24 protein-coding genes are annotated in these 20925 nt (G+C 38.6%); all 24 read left to right on the forward strand.

Going from position 1 to position 20925, the window contains the following annotated elements; genetic code table 11:
* Positions 1–10 precede the first annotated feature (10 nt).
* The 24 genes from ftsY (at position 11) to fliE (ending at position 20892) form a co-directional block, all read left to right on the forward strand.
* The gene (ftsY, locus tag AC2YJL_RS03465; protein WP_013058902.1) at positions 11–1009 is read left to right on the forward strand and encodes a signal recognition particle-docking protein FtsY; all 999 of its coding nucleotides are present in this window, start codon (positions 11–13) and stop codon (positions 1007–1009) included.
* 272 nt (positions 1010–1281) lie between these two features.
* Positions 1282–1614, forward strand: coding sequence for a putative DNA-binding protein (locus tag AC2YJL_RS03470; RefSeq protein ID WP_025750337.1), 333 nt, complete (start codon positions 1282–1284; stop codon positions 1612–1614).
* Positions 1615–1626: 12 nt separating this feature from the next.
* Positions 1627–2970 carry a signal recognition particle protein gene (gene ffh / locus AC2YJL_RS03475; RefSeq protein WP_013058900.1) on the forward strand — a complete coding sequence of 448 codons (1344 nt, stop codon included), beginning with the start codon at positions 1627–1629 and terminating at the stop codon, positions 2968–2970.
* Between the two features lie 136 nt (positions 2971–3106).
* The gene (gene rpsP / locus AC2YJL_RS03480; RefSeq protein ID WP_013058899.1) at positions 3107–3379 is read left to right on the forward strand and encodes a 30S ribosomal protein S16; all 273 of its coding nucleotides are present in this window, start codon (positions 3107–3109) and stop codon (positions 3377–3379) included.
* Positions 3380–3390: 11 nt separating this feature from the next.
* Positions 3391–3621, forward strand: coding sequence for a KH domain-containing protein (locus AC2YJL_RS03485; RefSeq protein WP_013058898.1), 231 nt, complete (start codon positions 3391–3393; stop codon positions 3619–3621).
* A 151-nt stretch (positions 3622–3772) separates the two neighbouring features.
* Complete coding sequence (locus AC2YJL_RS03490; protein ID WP_013058897.1) at positions 3773–4156, forward strand: YlqD family protein; 384 nt, start codon at positions 3773–3775, stop codon at positions 4154–4156.
* Positions 4157–4168: 12 nt separating this feature from the next.
* Positions 4169–4681, forward strand: coding sequence for a ribosome maturation factor RimM (gene rimM / locus AC2YJL_RS03495; RefSeq protein ID WP_028410799.1), 513 nt, complete (start codon positions 4169–4171; stop codon positions 4679–4681).
* The gene (trmD, locus tag AC2YJL_RS03500; protein ID WP_014458419.1) at positions 4681–5421 is read left to right on the forward strand and encodes a tRNA (guanosine(37)-N1)-methyltransferase TrmD; all 741 of its coding nucleotides are present in this window, start codon (positions 4681–4683) and stop codon (positions 5419–5421) included. The genes rimM and trmD overlap by 1 nt, the downstream gene beginning before the upstream one ends.
* 161 nt (positions 5422–5582) lie before the next feature.
* Complete coding sequence (rplS, locus tag AC2YJL_RS03505) at positions 5583–5927, forward strand: 50S ribosomal protein L19 (RefSeq protein ID WP_013084808.1); 345 nt, start codon at positions 5583–5585, stop codon at positions 5925–5927.
* A gap of 180 nt (positions 5928–6107) precedes the next feature.
* Positions 6108–6659, forward strand: coding sequence for a signal peptidase I (gene lepB / locus AC2YJL_RS03510; RefSeq protein ID WP_013058893.1), 552 nt, complete (start codon positions 6108–6110; stop codon positions 6657–6659).
* A 21-nt stretch (positions 6660–6680) separates the two neighbouring features.
* Positions 6681–7547, forward strand: a complete 867-nt coding sequence (gene ylqF / locus AC2YJL_RS03515; protein WP_487374622.1) for a ribosome biogenesis GTPase YlqF — start codon at positions 6681–6683, stop codon at positions 7545–7547.
* 107 nt (positions 7548–7654) lie between these two features.
* Positions 7655–8422 (forward strand): ribonuclease HII, encoded by a 768-nt coding sequence (rnhB, locus tag AC2YJL_RS03520; protein ID WP_251568763.1) that lies wholly within the window; start codon positions 7655–7657, stop codon positions 8420–8422.
* A gap of 364 nt (positions 8423–8786) precedes the next feature.
* Positions 8787–9947 carry an ADP-forming succinate--CoA ligase subunit beta gene (gene sucC / locus AC2YJL_RS03525; RefSeq protein WP_013058890.1) on the forward strand — a complete coding sequence of 387 codons (1161 nt, stop codon included), beginning with the start codon at positions 8787–8789 and terminating at the stop codon, positions 9945–9947.
* 18 nt (positions 9948–9965) lie between these two features.
* Complete coding sequence (gene sucD, locus AC2YJL_RS03530; protein ID WP_013058889.1) at positions 9966–10868, forward strand: succinate--CoA ligase subunit alpha; 903 nt, start codon at positions 9966–9968, stop codon at positions 10866–10868.
* A 63-nt stretch (positions 10869–10931) separates the two neighbouring features.
* A complete protein-coding gene (gene dprA, locus AC2YJL_RS03535; RefSeq protein ID WP_230933507.1) occupies positions 10932–11813 on the forward strand; it encodes a DNA-processing protein DprA in 882 nt (293 codons plus the stop codon).
* A 154-nt stretch (positions 11814–11967) separates the two neighbouring features.
* Positions 11968–14043, forward strand: coding sequence for a type I DNA topoisomerase (topA, locus tag AC2YJL_RS03540; RefSeq protein WP_028410804.1), 2076 nt, complete (start codon positions 11968–11970; stop codon positions 14041–14043).
* A 206-nt stretch (positions 14044–14249) separates the two neighbouring features.
* On the forward strand, positions 14250–15554 hold the full coding sequence (trmFO, locus tag AC2YJL_RS03545; RefSeq protein WP_028410805.1) for an FADH(2)-oxidizing methylenetetrahydrofolate--tRNA-(uracil(54)-C(5))-methyltransferase TrmFO: 1305 nt from the start codon (positions 14250–14252) through the stop codon (positions 15552–15554).
* A gap of 65 nt (positions 15555–15619) precedes the next feature.
* Positions 15620–16522 carry a tyrosine recombinase XerC gene (gene xerC / locus AC2YJL_RS03550; RefSeq protein ID WP_230933506.1) on the forward strand — a complete coding sequence of 301 codons (903 nt, stop codon included), beginning with the start codon at positions 15620–15622 and terminating at the stop codon, positions 16520–16522.
* 14 nt (positions 16523–16536) lie between these two features.
* A complete protein-coding gene (gene hslV, locus AC2YJL_RS03555; RefSeq protein ID WP_013058884.1) occupies positions 16537–17079 on the forward strand; it encodes an ATP-dependent protease subunit HslV in 543 nt (180 codons plus the stop codon).
* 16 nt (positions 17080–17095) lie between these two features.
* Complete coding sequence (gene hslU / locus AC2YJL_RS03560; protein ID WP_013084801.1) at positions 17096–18496, forward strand: ATP-dependent protease ATPase subunit HslU; 1401 nt, start codon at positions 17096–17098, stop codon at positions 18494–18496.
* 28 nt (positions 18497–18524) lie between these two features.
* The gene (codY, locus tag AC2YJL_RS03565; RefSeq protein WP_013058882.1) at positions 18525–19304 is read left to right on the forward strand and encodes a GTP-sensing pleiotropic transcriptional regulator CodY; all 780 of its coding nucleotides are present in this window, start codon (positions 18525–18527) and stop codon (positions 19302–19304) included.
* A gap of 443 nt (positions 19305–19747) precedes the next feature.
* Positions 19748–20137, forward strand: a complete 390-nt coding sequence (gene flgB, locus AC2YJL_RS03570) for a flagellar basal body rod protein FlgB (protein WP_153254745.1) — start codon at positions 19748–19750, stop codon at positions 20135–20137.
* 2 nt (positions 20138–20139) lie between these two features.
* Positions 20140–20589, forward strand: a complete 450-nt coding sequence (flgC, locus tag AC2YJL_RS03575) for a flagellar basal body rod protein FlgC (protein ID WP_195695980.1) — start codon at positions 20140–20142, stop codon at positions 20587–20589.
* 12 nt (positions 20590–20601) lie between these two features.
* The gene (fliE, locus tag AC2YJL_RS03580) at positions 20602–20892 is read left to right on the forward strand and encodes a flagellar hook-basal body complex protein FliE (protein WP_369361622.1); all 291 of its coding nucleotides are present in this window, start codon (positions 20602–20604) and stop codon (positions 20890–20892) included.
* Positions 20893–20925: the final 33 nt, after the last annotated feature.

Consider the following 20925-nt stretch of genomic DNA (forward strand, 5'->3'; position numbering starts at 1 on the left):
GGTGGTACGAATGAGCTTTTTTAAGAAACTAAAAGAAAAAATTACAATGCAAACCGATTCTGTTACACAAAAATTTAAAGATGGACTATCAAAAACGCGCAATTCTTTTTCAGAACGCGTGAATGATCTAGTGTCTCGCTATCGTCAAGTAGACGAAGAGTTTTTTGAGGAATTAGAAGAAATTTTAATTAGTGCTGATGTCGGTGTGGCTACCGTGTTGGATTTAATTGATGACTTAAAATCGGAAGTGAAACGCCGTAATATTAAGGATCCTCAAGATGTGCAGGCTGTTATCTCTGAGAAATTAATTGACATTTATGAGTCTGGTGAAGAGCAGATTGGTGAACTGAATATGCAGCAAAATGATTTAACAGTGATCTTGTTTGTAGGGGTAAACGGCGTTGGGAAAACAACAACAATTGGGAAAATTGCGCATAAATTCAAACAAGAAGGCAAAAAAGTTGTAATGGCAGCAGGTGATACGTTCCGTGCTGGTGCGATTGAGCAGTTAGAAGTATGGGGAGAACGCGTTGGTGTTGATGTTATTAAGCAATCTGCAGGTTCTGACCCTGCCGCTGTCATGTATGACGCTGTTCAGTCAGCCAAGGCTCGAAAAGCAGATGTTTTACTATGTGATACAGCAGGCCGCCTTCAAAATAAAGTGAATTTAATGAAAGAATTAGAGAAAGTAAAGCGTGTTATTGAGCGAGAAATTCCTGGTGCTCCTCATGAAGTACTGCTTGTACTTGATGCGACGACGGGTCAAAACGCTTTAAGTCAGGCTAAAACATTCTCAGAAGCAACGAACGTGACGGGAATTGTGTTGACAAAACTAGATGGTACGGCTAAAGGCGGAATTGTTCTTGCCATTCGAAACGAACTGAAGCTTCCTGTTAAATTCGTTGGACTTGGAGAAAAAGTGGACGATCTTCAGCCGTTTGACACGGAGCAATATATTTATGGATTATTTGCCAATGCTGTAGAAGAAGAAACAGAAAAAGAGGCGTAATCTAAAAAGAGGCTAGGATATAAGTATCTTAGTTGAAGGAAGATCCGAACGGTTCATCGTTCGGATTTTTTATTAGTAGGATGGACGCAGGTTTCATATTTATTCGTCTTTAAATTGAAGTAATTTAGTTATGTCTCCATCTCTTTTAAGTGGGAAAATGTGAGGTGTTAAGGAAAAAACTTGACATTCAAACCTCGCCTAGTTAAACTAATAACATGTAAAGGCTTTTCACTTAACAAGGGGGCGGTCAGATGGTTGAAAAGAGCGTGCATATGCTCGAAAAAACAACAAGAATGAATTACTTATTTGACTTCTACCAGGCGTTGTTGACGCCCAAACAAAGAAGTTATATGTCACTTTATTACTTGGATGATTATTCCCTCGGTGAAATAGCGGAAGAATTTGATGTGAGTCGTCAAGCAGTTTATGATAATATAAAACGTACAGAGCAAATGCTTGAACAATATGAGGAAAAGCTATTGTTATTTCAACGGTTTCAAGAGCGTCAATCAATTGTTCAACAACTGAAAGACGAACTTGCAGCCGACTTACACAAGAATAGTAAGCTTTCTTCTCTTCTTGATTCGCTCGAGAAATTAGATTAGGGGGCGGCGTATATGGCATTTGAAGGATTAGCCGACCGTTTGCAAAGCACACTGCAAAAGTTAAAAGGAAAAGGAAAAGTTAACGAAGCTGACGTTAAAGAAATGATGCGTGAAGTTAGACTTGCCCTTTTAGAAGCCGATGTAAACTTTAAAGTAGTAAAAGACTTTGTTAAGCGCGTAAGCGAACGTGCTGTAGGTCAAGACGTTCTTAAGAGCTTAACGCCTGGACAACAAGTTATTAAGGTTGTACAAGAAGAATTAACTGCACTTATGGGCGGAGAGCAAAGCAAGATTGCGGTAGCTCCGAAAGCTCCAACTGTAATTATGATGGTTGGACTTCAAGGTGCAGGTAAAACAACAACAACCGGTAAACTTGCCAATTTATTACGTAAAAAATATAACCGTAATCCATTGCTTGTAGCAGCAGATATTTATCGTCCGGCAGCTATTAAACAGCTTGAAACACTAGGAAAACAGCTTAGCATGTCTGTTTTTTCATTAGGTGATCAAGTAAGTCCTGTGGAGATTGCGAAACAAGCTATTGCTCATGCGAAAGAAGAGCATCACGATTATGTATTAATTGATACAGCGGGACGTTTGCATGTTGATGAAAATTTAATGGAGGAGTTAGAACAGATCAAAGAGCTTTCTAACCCAGACGAAATTTTCCTTGTTGTCGATGCGATGACGGGTCAAGATGCAGTAAACGTTGCGGATAGCTTTAATAAGCAATTAGGATTAACTGGAGTTGTATTAACGAAACTAGACGGCGATACGCGCGGTGGTGCAGCGCTTTCTATTCGTGCAGTAACCGATACACCAATTAAGTTTGTCGGTCTTGGAGAAAAAATGGATGCTATTGAAGCATTCCATCCAGAGCGTATGGCTTCCCGTATCTTAGGTATGGGTGATGTGCTGACGCTTATCGAAAAGGCTCAGGCCAATGTAGATGCTGAAAAAGCAAAAGAGCTTGAAGCTAAGCTGCGCACGCAGTCATTTACATTTGATGACTTTTTAGATCAACTTGCTCAGGTGCGTCAAATGGGACCGCTTGATGAGCTGATTGGTATGCTTCCGGGCGCCAATAAAGTAAAGGGGCTCAAAAACCTGCAGGTTGATGAAAAGCAAATTAATCATGTAGAAGCAATTATTCGTTCTATGACGAAAGCGGAAAAAACAAACCCTGAAATCATTAATGCAAGTCGAAGAAAGCGTATTGCAAAAGGAAGCGGACGTTCTGTACAAGAAGTTAACCGTTTGCTTAAACAATTTGAAGACATGAAAAAAATGATGAAACAAATGACAAATATGTCAAAAGGCAAGAAAAAGGGTATGAAACTTCCATTCTTTTCATGATAAAACGCTTGATTTGGACTGAAAAACCAAAGAAAATAAAATATTTTTCTAGTGTTAAGAAAAAAACCTTTACAAACATTTTACCTATTTGATATTATATTATCTTGTTGAAACATATTCGGAGGTGCTTTATAAAATGGCAGTAAAAATTCGTTTAAAACGTATGGGAGCTAAAAAATCTCCTTTCTATCGTATCGTAGCAGCAGACTCTCGTTCACCACGTGATGGACGTTACATCGAAGTAGTTGGAACTTACAATCCTGTAGTTCAACCAGCTGAAGTTAAAATCGATGAAGAGCTAGCTCTTAAATGGTTACAAAATGGTGCTAAACCATCTGATACAGTTCGTAACCTTTTCTCTAACGAAGGCATCATGGAAAAATTCCATAATGCTAAATTAGGAAAATAATTTCACTCGAGATGACATCACTAATCGAAACAATTGTAAAGCCGCTTGTTGATTACCCAGCTGATGTTAAAGTGGAGGAACAAGAAGATGAACGTCAAGTGACGTACATCCTTACTGTTCACCAAGAAGATGTCGGCAAAGTAATTGGCAAACAAGGCCGCGTTGCAAAAGCGATTCGAACTGTTGTGAATGCAGCAGCATCACAGCAAGGTAAAAAAGTGTATGTGAAAATTCAAGAGTAATCAAAAAGGGAGAGGGATAACCTCGCCCTTTTTTTATGTTATGATAAGATGAACGTTTTGATCACAGTAAGTCTTTTGCGAGCAAGAAGCAGCTATTTCAATATGCATGTAAAAAGCACAAGGTCACTATCTTGAGAGCGGAGGGAACGTTTTGAACATTATTCAAAAAGTGGTTGTGAAACAAGTGTTAACTGAAGCAAGCAAACAAGATCTTGAAAATCGTTTTATAAACCGCAAGCAGGCGCTTGAAAAAGAGATGGAACAGCTGAAATTTCAGTTAAAGCACATGGAAAAAGCCAATAAAGGTTCTTCTTTATTACATAGTCAGTTTGAAAAAGAAAAATCCGCTCGCCTTGAAAAAATTGAAGTGTTGAACTTTCAGCTGACGCAATTAGAAAAGCTTCCTTTAGGGAGCGAACTCGTTGAAACGGAACTGGATGCCTTAGTAGAGGTAAAAATCGGCGATGATTGGGAAAAGATAAAAGAAAGTAAAACAATTATTATAAAAGATAGCAAAGTTGTTGAGATTAGATAGAGGTGAAGAAGCATGGAATGGTTTAAGGTTGGAAAAATTGTGAATACCCACGGTGTAAAAGGAGAAGTTCGTATTGTATCAACTACGGATTTTGCTGATGAGCGCTATGAAAAAGGAAATAAACTTTATATCTTCAAAGAAAAGCAAAGCGAGCCGGTAGAAGTAACGGTAGCAAGCCACCGCAGGCATAAAAATTTTGATCTGCTTACATTCGAAGGCTACCACAACGTAAATGATGTTGAGCAGTATAAAAACTGTGAAGTGAAAATCCCTGAGGAGCAGCTAACGGATTTAGAAGACGGTGAATTCTATTTCCACGAAATTATTGGGTGTACAGTAAAAACAGAAGACGGGGTAGAGGTAGGAACGGTCAAAGAAATTTTAACGCCGGGAGCTAATGATGTGTGGGTTGTTAAAAAAGGCGGAAAAGAAGTTCTTATTCCTTACATCGACGACGTTGTACAATCTATTGATATAGATGAAAAAGAGATTGTTATTACGGTAATGGAAGGGTTATTGGACTAATGAAAATTGATGTACTGTCGCTATTTCCTTCTATGTTTGACGGTGTTTTTGGTGAATCAATTTTGAAAAAAGCACAGGAAAAAAATGCGGTTGAACTGAATGTAGTTAATTTCCGAGAATACTCTACGAACAAACATCAAAATGTGGACGATTATCCTTACGGCGGAGGTGCTGGAATGGTATTGACACCTCAGCCTATTTTTGACGCTGTAGAAAAGCTGACTGAAACAGCTAAGAAGCCCCGGGTAGTTTTGCTTTGTCCCCAGGGCGAACGCTATACGCAGGCAAAAGCAGAAGAGCTAGCAGCGGAAGAGCATTTAATTTTTATTTGTGGTCATTACGAAGGGTATGATGAACGGATTCGTGAGCAGCTGGTAACTGATGAAATTTCAATTGGTGACTATGTATTAACTGGGGGAGAGCTTGGTGCAATGGTTGTGATCGATAGCGTTGTTCGCCTGCTTCCTGATGTGCTTGGCAATAATCATTCAGCTGTACAAGACTCACACAGTACAGGTTTACTAGAGCACCCGCACTATACGCGTCCTGCTGATTTTAGAGGCTTAACAGTTCCTGAAGTACTTATGTCAGGAAATCATAAAAAAATTGAACAGTGGCGCCAAAAAGAGTCTTTAAAGCGCACGTTGCTTCGAAGACCGGATATGCTTGAAAAAATGGAGCTAACGGAAGAGCAAAAGAAACTAGTAGCTCAATTAAAAGAGGAAAACAACCTTTCATAAATCCATAAAATTTATGCATAAACTCTGTTGCATACGGTATAAGAGTGTGCTAAGATAGATTTTGTGGCTTGGGCAGATGTCTGGTCACCTATAACGATGTTCCGCTGCAATGATTGAAAAGCATTGGTATGAGCGTCTGTTGGAAGGAGTTGAAACACGCGATGCAAAAATTAATCGAAGAGATTACAAAAGAACAATTAAAAACAGATCTTCCTACGTTCCGTCCTGGTGATACTGTACGTGTACACGTAAATATCGTTGAGGGTACTCGTGAACGTGTTCAGGTATTTGAAGGTGTTGTTATTAAGCGTCGTGGCGGTGGTATCAGCGAAACATTTACAGTACGTAAGATTTCTTACGGTGTAGGTGTAGAGCGTACATTCCCACTTCATACGCCAAAAATTGCAAAAATCGAAGTAATGCGCCGCGGTAAAGTACGCCGTGCGAAACTTTATTACCTACGTGAATTACGTGGTAAAGCTGCGCGTATTAAAGAAATTCGATAATAGTAAAGGGGAGCTTGTTTATACAAGCTCCTTTTTTCAAATGTTTTTTTAGAACGATTCGTTCTCTGACAGTAAAAAATAGACGTACAAGTCATCATTTTTTTATTCTATTTATTTATTAGGCGTTTCAAACATTATCGTTTAAAATAAAGGTATGACATAAGAGTTGGAGGACTGAAGATGGCTCGAAAGAAAAATGAACTGTGGGAATGGATAAAAGCAATCGCCATTGCCGTACTGTTAGCTGTTGTAATTCGCTATTTTTTGTTTGCACCGATTGTAGTAGATGGACTTTCTATGATGCCTACGCTGCATGACCAAAATCGAATGATTGTAAATAAGTTCTCCTATAAGATTGGTGATCCTGATCGCTTTGATATTATTGTTTTTCATGCTACAGCGGAAAAAGATTACATAAAACGTATTATCGGACTGCCGGGTGATCATATTGAGTATCGAAATGATACGCTATATGTAAATGGAAAAGCTTATAAAGAGCCCTATTTAGATCAGTATAAAAAAGAAGTGATTGACGGTAATTTAACCGAAGATTTTAAACTAGAAGACGTAACGGGTAAAAAGACCGTGCCAGAAGGCTATTTGTTCGTGATGGGAGACAATCGACGCTACAGTAAAGACAGCCGTCAGATTGGCTTTGTGAGCATGGACAAGGTGCTTGGTAAAACGAGTGCCGTATACTGGCCGATTAAAGAAGCGCGTTTTGCAAAGTAAAATATAAAAGGTGAGTAAAATATGACAATTCAATGGTTTCCTGGCCACATGGCCAAGGCCAGAAGACAAGTAACTGAAAAGCTAAAATTGATTGATATTGTATACGAACTGGTTGATGCACGCATTCCGCAATCATCGCGAAATCCAATGATTGATGAGATTATTGTGAACAAGCCGAGAATCGTATTGCTGAATAAAGTGGACAAAGCTGATCCGCGCGTTACTCAGCAGTGGCTAGATTATTATAAACAACAAGGTATTTATGCCTTAGCTATTGACGCACAAGCAGGTAAAGGAATGAAACAAATTGTTTCGTCTTCCAAAGAACTTCTTCAAGAGAAGTTTGACCGTATGCGCGCAAAAGGAGTCAAAAAACCCCGCGCTATTCGAGCGATGATTGTAGGGATTCCTAACGTTGGTAAATCAACGCTGATTAATCGCCTTGCCAGCAAAAAAATCGCCAAGACCGGAGATCGTCCAGGTGTGACGCAAGCACAGCAGTGGATTAAGGTAGGAAATGAGCTGGAGCTACTTGATACGCCAGGTATTTTGTGGCCTAAGTTTGAAGATGAAACAGTTGGATATAAGCTTGCGACAACGGGTGCTATTAAAGATACCATTTTAAATATGCAAGATGTTGCTGTTTATGCGCTGCGCTTCTTAACTAGCCATTACCCAGAACAATTAAAGCAGCGTTATGATTTAAATGAAATCCCTGAAGACATTGTAGAGCTTTTTGATGCAATTGGGTCGCGCCGCGGCTGTTTAATGGGTGGCGGCATGGTGGATTACGATAAAACGGCTGAGCTTGTTCTTCGAGAAATTCGAACGGATAAAATTGGCACCTTTACATTTGATGATCCAAGTGAAGCTGAAAAGCAGCTGTAAGCAATACATTGCGAACTGAAACAAAAAACGCCTCTGCCTTTTTAGCATGAGGCGTTTTTTATGTAAAAGTGCCGCATGAAAATGTTGATATAAAGAAGGTGGAGCTAATGAAAAAGAGTATTAAGAAAATAAAAGAAGAACTAAAGCAAGTGAGAAGCCCGGAAGATGCTTTATTTAAGGCATATGCGCAAGATGAGCGTAAAGGTGTGCAGCAGGTTATTATTCAAAAACAAAGGCAATTTGAAGCCGCTGAGCGCTTGAAGAAACAGTTTGATGAAATGATGGCATATGAAAACGAATTATACAATCAAGGAGCAACCTATATTGCCGGAGTAGATGAAGTAGGAAGAGGACCGTTAGCAGGACCGGTAGTAGCTGCTGCTGTTATTTTGCCGCCGGATTTTTTTCTCCCTGGTTTGACGGATTCAAAGAAGTTATCAGAAGCAAAGCGAGAAGCGTTTTATGAAGAAATCTGTAAAAGCGCTGTCGCTATCGGTATAGGTATTATAGACGCAGAGGTCATTGATTCTATTAATATTTATGAAGCAACAAAAAAGGCAATGACTGAAGCAATTGAACTTCTAGCTGTTCAGCCTGATGAACTGCTTATTGATGCGATGAAGCTGCCGGTGCCTATTTCGCAGCAGTCAATCATCAAAGGCGATGCTACAAGCATTTCCATTGCTGCAAGTTCTGTTATTGCAAAAGTGACGCGAGATCGAATGATGAAAGAACTTGGTGAACGCTATCCTGCATACGGATTCGAAAAACATATGGGATATGGAACAAAACAACATTTAGAAGCAATCGAACAATATGGAATTTTGCCAGAACACCGCCGATCTTTTGCACCAATAAAAAACCAAGTAAACTAGAACATGATACCCGAGCATATCTCTGCTTTGCATGTTTCACATGCGGGATTTTAGGCTCAAAAAGGATATAGCTTATTTAAGTGGAGATATTGCAGAGGGTGAAGTTCGTAAATTATTTTCCTCTCAGTTCGCTTCAGTTGTGAAGGTTGATTTACATGATCAACCGTACGTTTAACGTCCGCAGAGTCTCATTGACCTCATAAGGTATGGTTAAGTACTATCTCCATAAAAATATCAATTTTCTTATTATTTCAATATTTTTCACTAGAATAGTAGACAATTAGACAATTATTTTTATACAATGAAAGCGCAGTCTATTTTGTGCAGTATAGTTTTGTGGTTGATTATGTTAGGAGGATGGGAAATGAATATCCATGAGTATCAAGGAAAAGAACTACTCAGAAAATATGGGGTTGCAGTACCAAACGGTCGAGTAGCTTTTACTGTTGAAGAAGCAGTTGAAGCAGCAAAGGAATTAGGTTCACAAGTATCAGTGGTGAAAGCACAAATCCATGCTGGTGGACGCGGTAAAGCGGGCGGTGTCAAAGTAGCAAAAAACTTAGATGAAGTTCGTACATATGCACAAGATATTTTAGGAAAGACCCTCGTAACACACCAAACAGGCCCTGAAGGAAAAGAAGTTAAGCGCTTGTTAGTTGAAGAGGGATGCGATATTAAGAAAGAATATTACATCGGTTTAGTTCTTGATCGTGCAACGTCTCAAGTTGTATTGATGGGTTCTGAAGAAGGTGGAACTGAAATTGAAGAAGTGGCGGAAAAAACGCCTGAAAAAATCTTTAAAGAATATGTAGATCCTGCGATTGGTTTACAAGCATTCCAAGCTCGCAGACTTGCATTTAATATTAATATTCCAAAAGAACTAGTTGGAAAAGCAGTTAAGTTCATGACAGGTTTATATACAGTATTTGTTGAAAAAGACTGCTCAATTGCAGAGATTAATCCTCTAGTTGTAACAGGTGACGGAGACGTTATGGCATTGGATGCGAAGTTAAACTTTGATTCAAATGCGCTGTATCGTCAAAAAGATATTCTTGAATATCGTGACCTTGAAGAGGAAGATGCTAAAGAAATTGAAGCATCTAAATACGACTTAAGCTACATTTCACTAGATGGTAATATCGGTTGTATGGTAAACGGTGCAGGTTTAGCAATGGCAACGATGGATATTATTAAACATTACGGAGGCGACCCTGCTAACTTCCTGGATGTTGGGGGCGGCGCAACTGCTGAAAAAGTAACAGAAGCATTCAAAATTATTTTATCTGACCAAAATGTAAAAGGTATTTTCGTTAATATTTTCGGCGGGATTATGAAATGTGATGTTATTGCAACAGGTGTTGTTGAAGCAACGAAACAAGTTGGATTAAGCCTTCCATTAGTTGTTCGCTTAGAAGGAACAAACGTTGAACTTGGAAAAGAAATTTTACAAAAATCAGGCTTAAATATCACAGCTGCTGAATCTATGGCAGACGGCGCACAAAAAATCGTTTCACTAGTGAAATAGAAAGGCTGGGGGATAGGAATGAGCGTATTTATTAATCAAGATACAAAAGTAATTGTACAAGGAATTACAGGCGGAGTTGGCCTTTTTCATACACAGCAAATGTTAGAATATGGAACGAAAATTGTTGGTGGCGTAACACCAGGTAAAGGCGGCTTAGAAGTAGAAGGTGTTCCGGTATTTAATACGGTTGCCGAGGCAAAAGAAAAAACAGGCGCAACGGCTTCTGTTGTATACGTTCCGCCAGCATTCGCAGCTGACTCCATTATTGAAGCAGTTGACGCAGATTTAGATTTAGTTATTTGTATTACGGAAGGTATTCCAGTATTAGATATGGTAAAAGTAAAGCGTTATATGGAAGGAAAGCGTACGCGCCTTGTGGGACCTAACTGCCCAGGTGTTATTACACCGGAAGAATGTAAAATTGGAATTATGCCAGGGTACATTCACAAAAAAGGTCATGTAGGTGTAGTTTCACGTTCTGGTACATTAACATATGAAGCTGTTCATCAACTTTCTGAAGCTGGCATTGGCCAATCAACAGCTGTTGGTATCGGTGGTGACCCAGTGAACGGCACGAACTTTATCGATGTATTAAAAGCGTTTAATGAAGATGAAGATACGTATGCAGTAATTATGATTGGTGAAATCGGCGGTACGGCAGAAGAAGAAGCGGCAGAATGGGTAAAAGCAAACATGACAAAACCTGTGGTTGGCTTCATTGGCGGTCAAACAGCACCTCCAGGAAAACGTATGGGCCATGCTGGTGCTATTATTTCAGGTGGTAAAGGGACAGCATCTGAAAAAATTAAAACAATGAATGAGTGCGGTATCCAAGTAGCTGAAACACCATCTGTTATGGGAGAAACACTTATTAAAGTGTTAAAAGAACAAGGCATTTACGAGCAGTGTAAGACTCATTAATAGAAGACATATAGCCTCCTTTGACCGGGGGCTATTTTGTCCATTTAAAAAGGAGATTGTAGAATGTCTGATTTACGGGAAAAATTAATTCATTTAGCACATTGTCCATCTGTTAATTGGAAACAAATTTTTACGCTACTTCAACAGAATTCTTCATTACAAAATCTCTACGAGTACTCTCCATCACAGCTTCAAAAACTATTGACTCTCTCGATTGAACGTGCTAATCAAATAAAAAAAGATTTGCAAACTATTCCAATACGAGATATTCTAGATAAATATGACGCTGAGAATATTCAATGTGTCACCATCCTAGATGATGAATATCCTGAACTTTTGCGCCATATTTATGATCCGCCTTGGGTATTATTTGCAAGAGGAAAGATTTCTCTTCTACACGCTCCAGAAAGCTTAAGCGTTGTAGGAACAAGGAATCCCACTTCATATGGAACTGCAGCTCTGACTCATATTGTTAAGCCGATGCTGCATGAAGAATTTGTCGTTGTAAGTGGACTAGCCTTAGGGATTGACCAGGCTGCTCATGAACTGGCTATCGCTGAAAAAGCTAAAACGATTGCAGTTTTAGGCGGAGGGTTTTATAATATTTACCCAAGAGGAAACCAAAATTTAGCAAGAGAAATTGCGCAGCATCATTTGCTGCTTTCTGAATATGCCCCGTTTATGAAGCCGACAAAATGGTTTTTCCCTCGCAGAAACAGAATCATTAGCGGATTAACAGGAGGCACGTTGGTGGTGCAAGCAAAAGAAAGAAGTGGATCTTTTATTACCGCCGACCAGGCGCTTCAGCAAGGAAGAGAAGTATTTGCCATACCGGGTTCTATTTTTGAAGAAACATCATGTGGAACGAATAAGTTAATCCAATTAGGGGCAAAACTTGTGCAAAGCGCTGCTGATATTACAGATGAAATGATGTATATAAGATGAATGTTTCAAAGTAGTCATATTCTTGCATGGTACGAAATACTAGTGAGATACGTAGTAAAATCGTATGACTTATCTTTTGGACATTTGACAAACAAGAACCAAATATTTAATAATAATGAAGATTTTATTCTACCTCTTGAGGAGGAACAAATAGATGTCTGACTACCTAGTAATTGTAGAATCGCCTGCAAAGGCTAAAACAATTGAACGTTATTTAGGAAAGAAATATAAAGTAAAAGCATCGATGGGACATGTTCGCGATTTACCTAAAAGTCAAATGGGAATTGATATTGAACAGGATTACAATCCGAAATATATTACAATTCGCGGGAAAGGCCCGGTTTTAAAAGAACTAAAAACAGCGGCTAAAAAAGCAAAAAAGATTTACCTAGCAGCCGATCCAGACCGTGAAGGAGAAGCGATTGCATGGCACTTGGCGCACAGTTTGGATGTAGACATTGCATCGGACTGTCGCGTAGTATTTAATGAGATTACAAAAGAAGCGATTAAAGAATCTTTTAAACATCCACGAGCAATTAATATGGATTTAGTAGATGCTCAACAAGCACGCCGTATTCTTGACAGGCTGGTTGGCTACAACATCAGTCCATTGCTGTGGAAAAAAGTAAAAAAAGGATTAAGTGCCGGAAGGGTTCAATCAATTGCAGTGCGTTTAATTATTGATCGTGAAAAAGAAATTGCAAAGTTTATCCCAGAAGAATACTGGACGGTAAAAGCAACTTTTCAAAAAGGGAACGACCAATTTGAAGGCCAGTTGATCGAATATCAAGGAAAAAAAGTAGAGCTATCGAATGAAAATGATGTAACCAACATTGTTAAACAATTAGATGGAAATGAATTTTCAATTTCTAAAGTAACAAAACGTGAGCGAAAGCGTAATGCGGCTCCTTCTTTTACCACGTCTTCATTACAGCAAGAGGCAGCGCGGAAACTGAACTTCCGAGCGAAAAAAACAATGATGATTGCGCAGCAATTATATGAAGGAATTGATTTAGGAAAAGAAGGCACAGTAGGTCTTATCACGTATATGCGTACCGATTCTACTCGTATTTCAGAAACAGCTCAAACGGAAGCTAGAGATTACATTACGAACGCATACGGAAATCAGTTTGTGGCAACGGAAAAGCGTAAAGAAAAGAAAAATTCGAACGCGCAAGATGCCCACGAAGCGATTCGTCCAACTTCAGCTCTTCGTAAACCAGGAGAGGTAAAAGAGTTCTTATCGCGTGATCAGTATCGACTGTATAAGCTAGTATGGGAGCGCTTCGTTGCTAGTCAAATGGCACCTGCAATTATGGATACAATGGCTGTAGATTTGAAAAATGGAGACGTAACATTTAGAGCAAACGGCTCCAAAGTTAAATTTCCAGGCTTTATGAAAGTGTATGTTGAAGGCAATGATGATCAAGTGGAGGAAAAAGAAAATCTTCTTCCAGACTTAGAAGAAGGAGAAGTAGCTTATTCTAAAGACATCGATGAAAAGCAGCACTTCACACAGCCGCCGCCAAGATATACTGAAGCTCGTTTAGTCAAGACATTAGAAGAGCTAGGCATTGGCCGACCGTCTACATATGCTCCAACACTTGACACGATTCAAAAGCGCGGGTACGTAGCGCTCGATAACAAGCGTTTTGTTCCAACAGAACTTGGAGAAATTGTACTAGAGCTTGTATTGGAGTTTTTCCCGGAAATTTTAGATGTAGAGTTTACAGCTAAAATGGAAAACGATTTGGATGAAGTGGAAGATGGTAATGTTCAATGGGTGCGTGTTATTGACGAATTTTACAGTGATTTTGAAAAACGCTTAGAACATGCTGAAAAAGAAATGCGCGAAGTGGAGATTAAAGATGAACCTGCCGGAGAAGATTGCGGGGAATGCGGTTCACCTATGGTATACAAAATGGGACGCTACGGAAAATTTATGGCATGCTCTAATTTCCCTGACTGCCGCAACACAAAGCCAATTGTAAAAGAGATTGGCGTAAAGTGTCCGAAATGTGAAGAAGGAAATATCGTTGAGCGAAAATCGAAGAAAAAGCGTACATTTTATGGCTGTGATCGATTCCCGGGCTGTGACTTCGTATCTTGGGATAAGCCGATTGCAAGAAAATGTCCGAAATGTGAAAATCTGCTTGTGGAGAAGAAACAGAAAAAAGGAACTCAAGTCGTCTGTACAAGTTGTGATTATAAAGAGGAAGCTCAGCAGTAAAAGAGAATGGGATGAATTCCCACACTTTAAATTTAAAAATAGCAGTTATATAAGATGCGGCGACATTGCTTCATGTGCTAAAATGGAAACGTTATTAGCGACATTGAGTAATGTCGCATTTTCTTTGTCCCGTTAAAAAAGGAACAAACCAGTGAATGAATAAGGAAAATGATAGAAAAGATAGAAATGAAGTTGGAGGATTTACAATGAATGAACAAGTAATTAATGTTATCGGAGCAGGTCTTGCTGGAAGTGAAGCAGCTTGGCAAATCGCAAAGCGCGGTTTGAAAGTCCGTCTTTATGAGATGAGACCAGTGAAGCAAACACCTGCTCATCATACGGACAAATTTGCTGAATTAGTATGTAGTAATTCACTGCGTGCGAATACATTAACAAATGCAGTGGGTGTTTTAAAAGAAGAAATGCGATTATTAGACTCTGTAATTATTCGTTCAGCAGACGAATGTGCGGTTCCAGCAGGTGGAGCACTGGCTGTTGATCGTCACGAATTTGCCGCTCGTGTGACGGAAAGTGTTAAAAACCATCCAAACGTAACAGTTGTTAATGAAGAGATTACAGAAATTCCACAAGGACCAACTGTTATTGCAACAGGTCCGTTAACGTCCAAAGATTTATCGGAACAGCTGCGCGCGTTAACAAGTGAAGATTATTTATATTTTTATGATGCGGCTGCACCTATTATTGAAAAAGACAGCATTGATATGGATAAAGTATATCTGAAATCTCGCTATGACAAAGGGGAAGCTGCCTATTTAAACTGTCCGATGACAAAAGAAGAATTCCAGCGTTTTCATGAAGCATTAATCAATGCAGAGACGGTTCCTTTAAAAGAATTTGAGAAAGAAATTTATTTTGAAGGATGTATGCCAATTGAAGTAATGGCTTCACGCGGAGAAAAAACAATGCTCTTTGGACCAATGAAACCAGTTGGGTTAGAAGATCCGAAAACAGGAAAGCGACCTTATGCAGTTGTTCAGCTTCGTCAAGATGATGCAGCAGGTACACTATATAATATCGTAGGTTTCCAAACACATTTAAAATGGGGAGCACAAAAAGAAGTATTGAGCTTAATCCCAGGTTTAGAAAATGCAGAAGTAGTACGCTACGGAGTTATGCATAGAAATACGTTTATTAATTCTCCTAAATTGTTAAAGCCTACGTATCAATATCGTGAGCGTGATGACTTATTCTTTGCTGGACAAATGACGGGAGTAGAAGGATATGTAGAATCAGCGGCGAGCGGACTAATGGCAGGAATGAACGCGGCTCGACTTGTACTTGGTGAAGAATTGGTTGTATTGCCGCAGGAAACAGCGATTGGCAGTATGGCTCACTATATCACACATACAAACGCAAAAAATTTCCAGCCGATGAATGCCAACTTTGGCTTATTCAAAGAATTGGAAGTGCGAATCAAAAACAAACAAGAACGAAATGAAACGCTTGCTAAACGAGCATTGGAAACTATTCAGAATTTTACAACAAAATAATCAAAATTGTTTGCAAGGGCTACTTAATTGTGATAATATTTAGTAGCCCTTGTGAGGTGATAACATTGGAATTTGTTAAAGATGTATTAAATTCCTTTCTAGAATATTTACAAATTGAGAAAAATTATTCAAAATATACAGTTGACTGCTATGAAAAAGACATCTTTATCTTTATGTCTTTTATGCAGGAAGAGCAAATACAAAACCTACAAAGTGTTACATATGCTGATGCAAGGCTGTTTTTAACACGCCTATATGAAAAGCAGTATTCAAAAAGATCGATGTCACGCAAAATTTCTTGTTTGAGAACGTTTTATCGTTACTTAAATAGAGAAGAATTAGTAGAAGATAATCCATTTGCGCTCGTTACCCTTCCTAAAAAGGAAGAGCGAAATCCGCGCTTCCTGTATGAAGAGGAGATTGTGAAATTATTTCAAATGAATGACTTAACAACTCCGTTAGGGCAGCGTAATCAGTCTCTATTAGAATTGCTGTATGCCACCGGAATACGAGTGAGTGAATGTGCATCTATTAAGCTTAGCGATATAGATTTTTCACTTCAAACTTTGCTCGTATATGGCAAAGGAAAAAAACAACGGTACGTGCCATTTGGCTGTTATGCCAAGGACGCTCTTAGAGTATATATAGATAATGGAAGAAAGCTTCTTTTAAAAAAGGCTCCTTCTGATACTCATTCGCTCTTTTTAAATTATAAGGGGACACCGTTGACAGACCGAGGCATACGCTTAGTCATTGATCAGTTAGTAAAGAAGACCGCTGAGAATATACATATTAGTCCACACGTTTTGCGGCATACTTTTGCGACTCATATGTTAAATGAAGGGGCAGATTTACGTACAGTTCAAGAAATGCTAGGTCATGAACATTTATCAACCACTCAAATATACACACATGTGACGAAGGATCGTTTAAAGGCAGTTTATATGAATCACCATCCTCGCGCATAAAAGGAGGAGTTAATTTGTCTACTTTCCATGCTACTACGATTTTTGCGGTTCAGCATAACGGTCAATGTGCCATGTCTGGAGACGGACAAGTAACGTTCGGTAATGCTGTTGTGATGAAACATACTGCTCGAAAAGTAAGACGTCTATTTCAAGGGCAAGTTCTTGCCGGCTTTGCAGGTTCAGTAGCTGATGCATTCACTCTTTTTGAATTATTTGAAACGAAGCTTGAAGAGTATAACGGAAATCTTCAGCGTGCAGCCGTTGAGCTTGCTAAACAATGGAGAAGTGACAAAGTATTGCGAAAGTTAGAAGCAATGCTTATTGTTATGAACAAAGATAACTTACTGTTAGTATCAGGAACGGGTGAAGTTATTGAACCGGACGACGGCATTTTAGCAATTGGATCAGGCGGAAATTATGCTTTATCAGCGGGACGTGCATTAAAACAACATGCAGGCGAACATTTAACAGCTAAAGAAATTGCAAAAGCAGCTTTAGATGTAGCAAGTGAGATATGTGTTTATACAAATGATCATATTATTGTAGAAGAACTGTAGGAAAGGGGATTTTTTTATGAATTCTCATTTAACACCTCGACAAATTGTAGAAAAGCTCGATCAGTATATTATTGGTCAAACGAAGGCAAAGAAAGCGGTCGCTGTGGCGCTGCGAAATCGCTATCGACGCGGTCTGCTAGACGAATCTTTACGTGATGAAGTTGTGCCGAAAAACATTTTAATGATTGGTCCTACAGGTGTGGGTAAAACCGAGATTGCACGCCGCTTAGCTAAGCTTGTCGGTGCACCTTTCATTAAGGTTGAGGCAACAAAATTTACGGAAGTTGGATATGTAGGACGCGATGTAGAATCAATGGTTCGTGATTTAGTGGAAACGTCAGTTCGACTTGTGAAAGAAGAAAAAATGAACGGCGTGCGTGATCGCGCAGAAGAAAATGCAAACAAGCGGATAGTAGAGCTTCTTGTTCCAAGCAAAAAGAAGCAGCAATCGTTTAAAAATCCGTTTGAAATGATTTTTTCAAACGGTACACAGTCAAGCGATGCGGATCCTGATCAAGACGAGGAAACGAATATTGCAACGAAGCGCAAGCAGATTGCTCATCAGCTTGCTTTAGGAGAGCTTGAAAATCATTATGTCACAATTGAAGTAGAAGAGCAACAGCCTTCTATGTTTGATATGTTACAAGGTTCGGGTATGGAACAAATGGGCATGAACATGCAGGATGCCTTAAGCAATTTTATGCCCAAAAAACAAAAAAAGCGCAAGCTTACTGTTAAAGATGCACGAAAAGTATTAACAAATGAAGAAGCGCAAAAATTGATTGATATGGATGAAGTGACGCAAGAAGCTGTGAATCGTGCGGAACAATATGGAATTATTTTTATTGACGAAATTGATAAAATTGCTCAGAAAAGTGGTAATTCATCTTCCGCTGATGTTTCACGTGAAGGCGTGCAGCGAGATATTTTACCAATTGTAGAAGGGTCAACGATTGTTACAAAATATGGCGCAGTCAAAACTGATCATGTTTTATTTGTAGCAGCCGGTGCTTTCCATGTATCAAAACCGTCGGATTTAATTCCAGAATTGCAGGGGCGATTCCCAATTCGCGTTGAATTAACGAAGCTAACCGTTGAAGATTTTATAAACATTTTAGTAGAGCCAGATAATGCGTTATTAAAGCAATATGCGGCATTATTGGAAACTGAAGGTATACAAATTGAATTTTCTGACGATGCTATACGTAAGATTGCAGAAATTGCATATCAGGTAAATCAAGATACAGATAATATTGGTGCAAGAAGGCTTCATACGATTTTAGAACGTTTGCTAGAGGATTTATCGTTTGAAGCACCGGAAGTAACATTAGAGAAAATTGTGATTACTCCGCAGTACGTGGAAGAAAAATTAGAAAAAATCGCTAAAAACAAAGATTTGAGTCAATTTATTTTATAGAACTGAAATCGCAGGAGGAAGAGTACTAATGGATTTATTAGGGAAAACTAGAAAGATTAATGCAATGCTACAAAAAGCAGCTGGTAAACCAGTAAACTTTAAAGAAATGGCTGAAACACTTTGCGAAGTGATCGAATCAAACGTATTCGTAGTAAGCCGTCGCGGTAAATTATTAGGAATCGCTGTTAAGCAGCAAATTGAGAATGCGCGTATGAAAGATATGTTAGAAGCACGCCAGTTTCCAGAAGAATATACTCAAAGCCTATTTAACATTCAAGAAACATCTTCTAACTTAAACATTGAAAGTCAATATACAGCTTTCCCAGTTGAAAATAAAGACTTATTTGATGCAGGACTAACAACAATCGTTCCAATTATCGGAGGCGGAGAGCGTCTAGGTACGCTTGTACTATCTCGTTTAGACCGTCAGTTCGAAGACGATGATTTAATCCTTGCTGAATACGGTGCAACGGTAGTAGGTATGGAAATTCTTCGTGAAAAAGCAGAAGAGATTGAAGAAGAAGCGCGTAGCAAAGCTGTTGTACAAATGGCAATTAGCTCATTATCATACAGTGAGTTAGAAGCTATTGAGCATATCTTTGAAGAGCTAAATGGAAATGAAGGACTATTAGTCGCAAGTAAAATTGCTGACCGCGTTGGAATTACACGTTCAGTAATCGTAAATGCGCTACGTAAATTAGAAAGTGCTGGCGTTATCGAATCACGTTCTTTAGGAATGAAAGGAACTTACATTAAAGTTCTTAACAACAAATTCTTAGTAGAGCTTGAAAAATTAAAATCTAACTAAGTTTATGAACCAAAAAGCACACGGGCAAAGCCCGTGTGCTTTTTTTATATGCTCTCAGTATGAAAAGGTTCGCTCTGGGTTAAGAGGATTCGTTCACTATTTTTATAAATCTTTAACAAACTTCATATAAAAATCTAAAAATTATATTATAGAATCTTTAAATAGTAAAAAGATACTAGTTGATTACAAATCGTTACTTTTATTACATATTGTTCAGGACTTATGGTATGTATTTTGATTTTAAATTAAAAAAATAGAGCTAAAGTATAGCATTGATGTTAAAATATGCTTGGAAATCGAATGAAAATTTTGGTTTATAGTCCAAAAGTTCTTAAAAAAGGATAGACATTGCATGAAGTTTTTCTTACAATAAGTTCTATGGTACTAAAGTCGAAATTTGTCTCATTTTTGAGAAAAATAGAATAGGTAAGCAGGTGTAAGAATTGAGTTTGTTTTCAACTACTTTTCAAACAATTGAAAATGGAATTAGCTACGCGGCACAAAAGCAGCAGACGATTGCACAAAATATCGCAAACGTTGATACTCCAAATTATAAATCGAAAACAGTATCGCGTACGAGTGAATTTCGAGATTTATTACATAACGAGTTAGAAGCATATCAGACTGATTCAAAACATATCCCATTTTCCGGTTCATCCCATCGAGTGATTACCCAGCAAGAAAACACTTCCTATCAAGCAAACGGAAACAATGTGGATATGGATAAAGAGATGGCGGATATGGCTGAAAATCAAATTTACTATGAGGCGCTAGTAGATCGTTTAAATGGAAAATTTAATTCTCTTCAAACAGTCATTAGAGGAGGTAAATAAGTTTGACTATTTTTCAAAATATGAATATTACATCTTCAGCTTTAACTGCCAATCGTTTAAGGATGGACGTTGTTTCATCTAATATGGCGAATGCTGAAACGACAAGAGGGACGTACGTTAATGGTGAGTGGCAGCCTTACAAAAGAAAAATGGTTGTCATGCAGTCTGATCGTTCGCCTTCTTTTTCGTCCGTCTTACACTCCGAAATTAATAAAAATCAAAACAATGGTGTAAAAGTCACAGATATCGCAGAAGATAATACTCCTTTTAATTTAGTATATAACCCGACACATCCAGATGCGAATGACCAAGGGTACGTGCAGATGCCGAACGTAGACCCTTTAAAGGAAATGACGGATTTAATTAGTGCTACTCGATCTTACGAAGCAAACGTGACGGTCTTTAATACAAACAAAAGTATATTAACAAAGACGTTAGAAATTGGAAAATAAAGGAGCGATAAAATGATTAATGGTATCAGCAATCAAATAGCAATAGCAAAAACAGCCGCTTCGACTGGCACTGGACAAACAACTCAACAGTTTTCAACGTTTTTAAAAGACTCAATCAATGAGTTAAACAATACTCAACGCGCTTCGGATATAGCGACTGAAAAGCTTGCTAAAGGAGAAAACGTCGAACTCCAAGATGTAATGATTACTGCTCAAAAAGCAAGTATTACGATGCAAACGGCTCTTGAAATACGCAATAAAGCTGTTGAAGCCTATCAGGAAATGATGAGAATGCAAATGTAATTGAGCGGTTATTAAAGAAAATGAAAATAGTAA

Source organism: Priestia sp. SRI_019 (assembly GCF_057586255.1).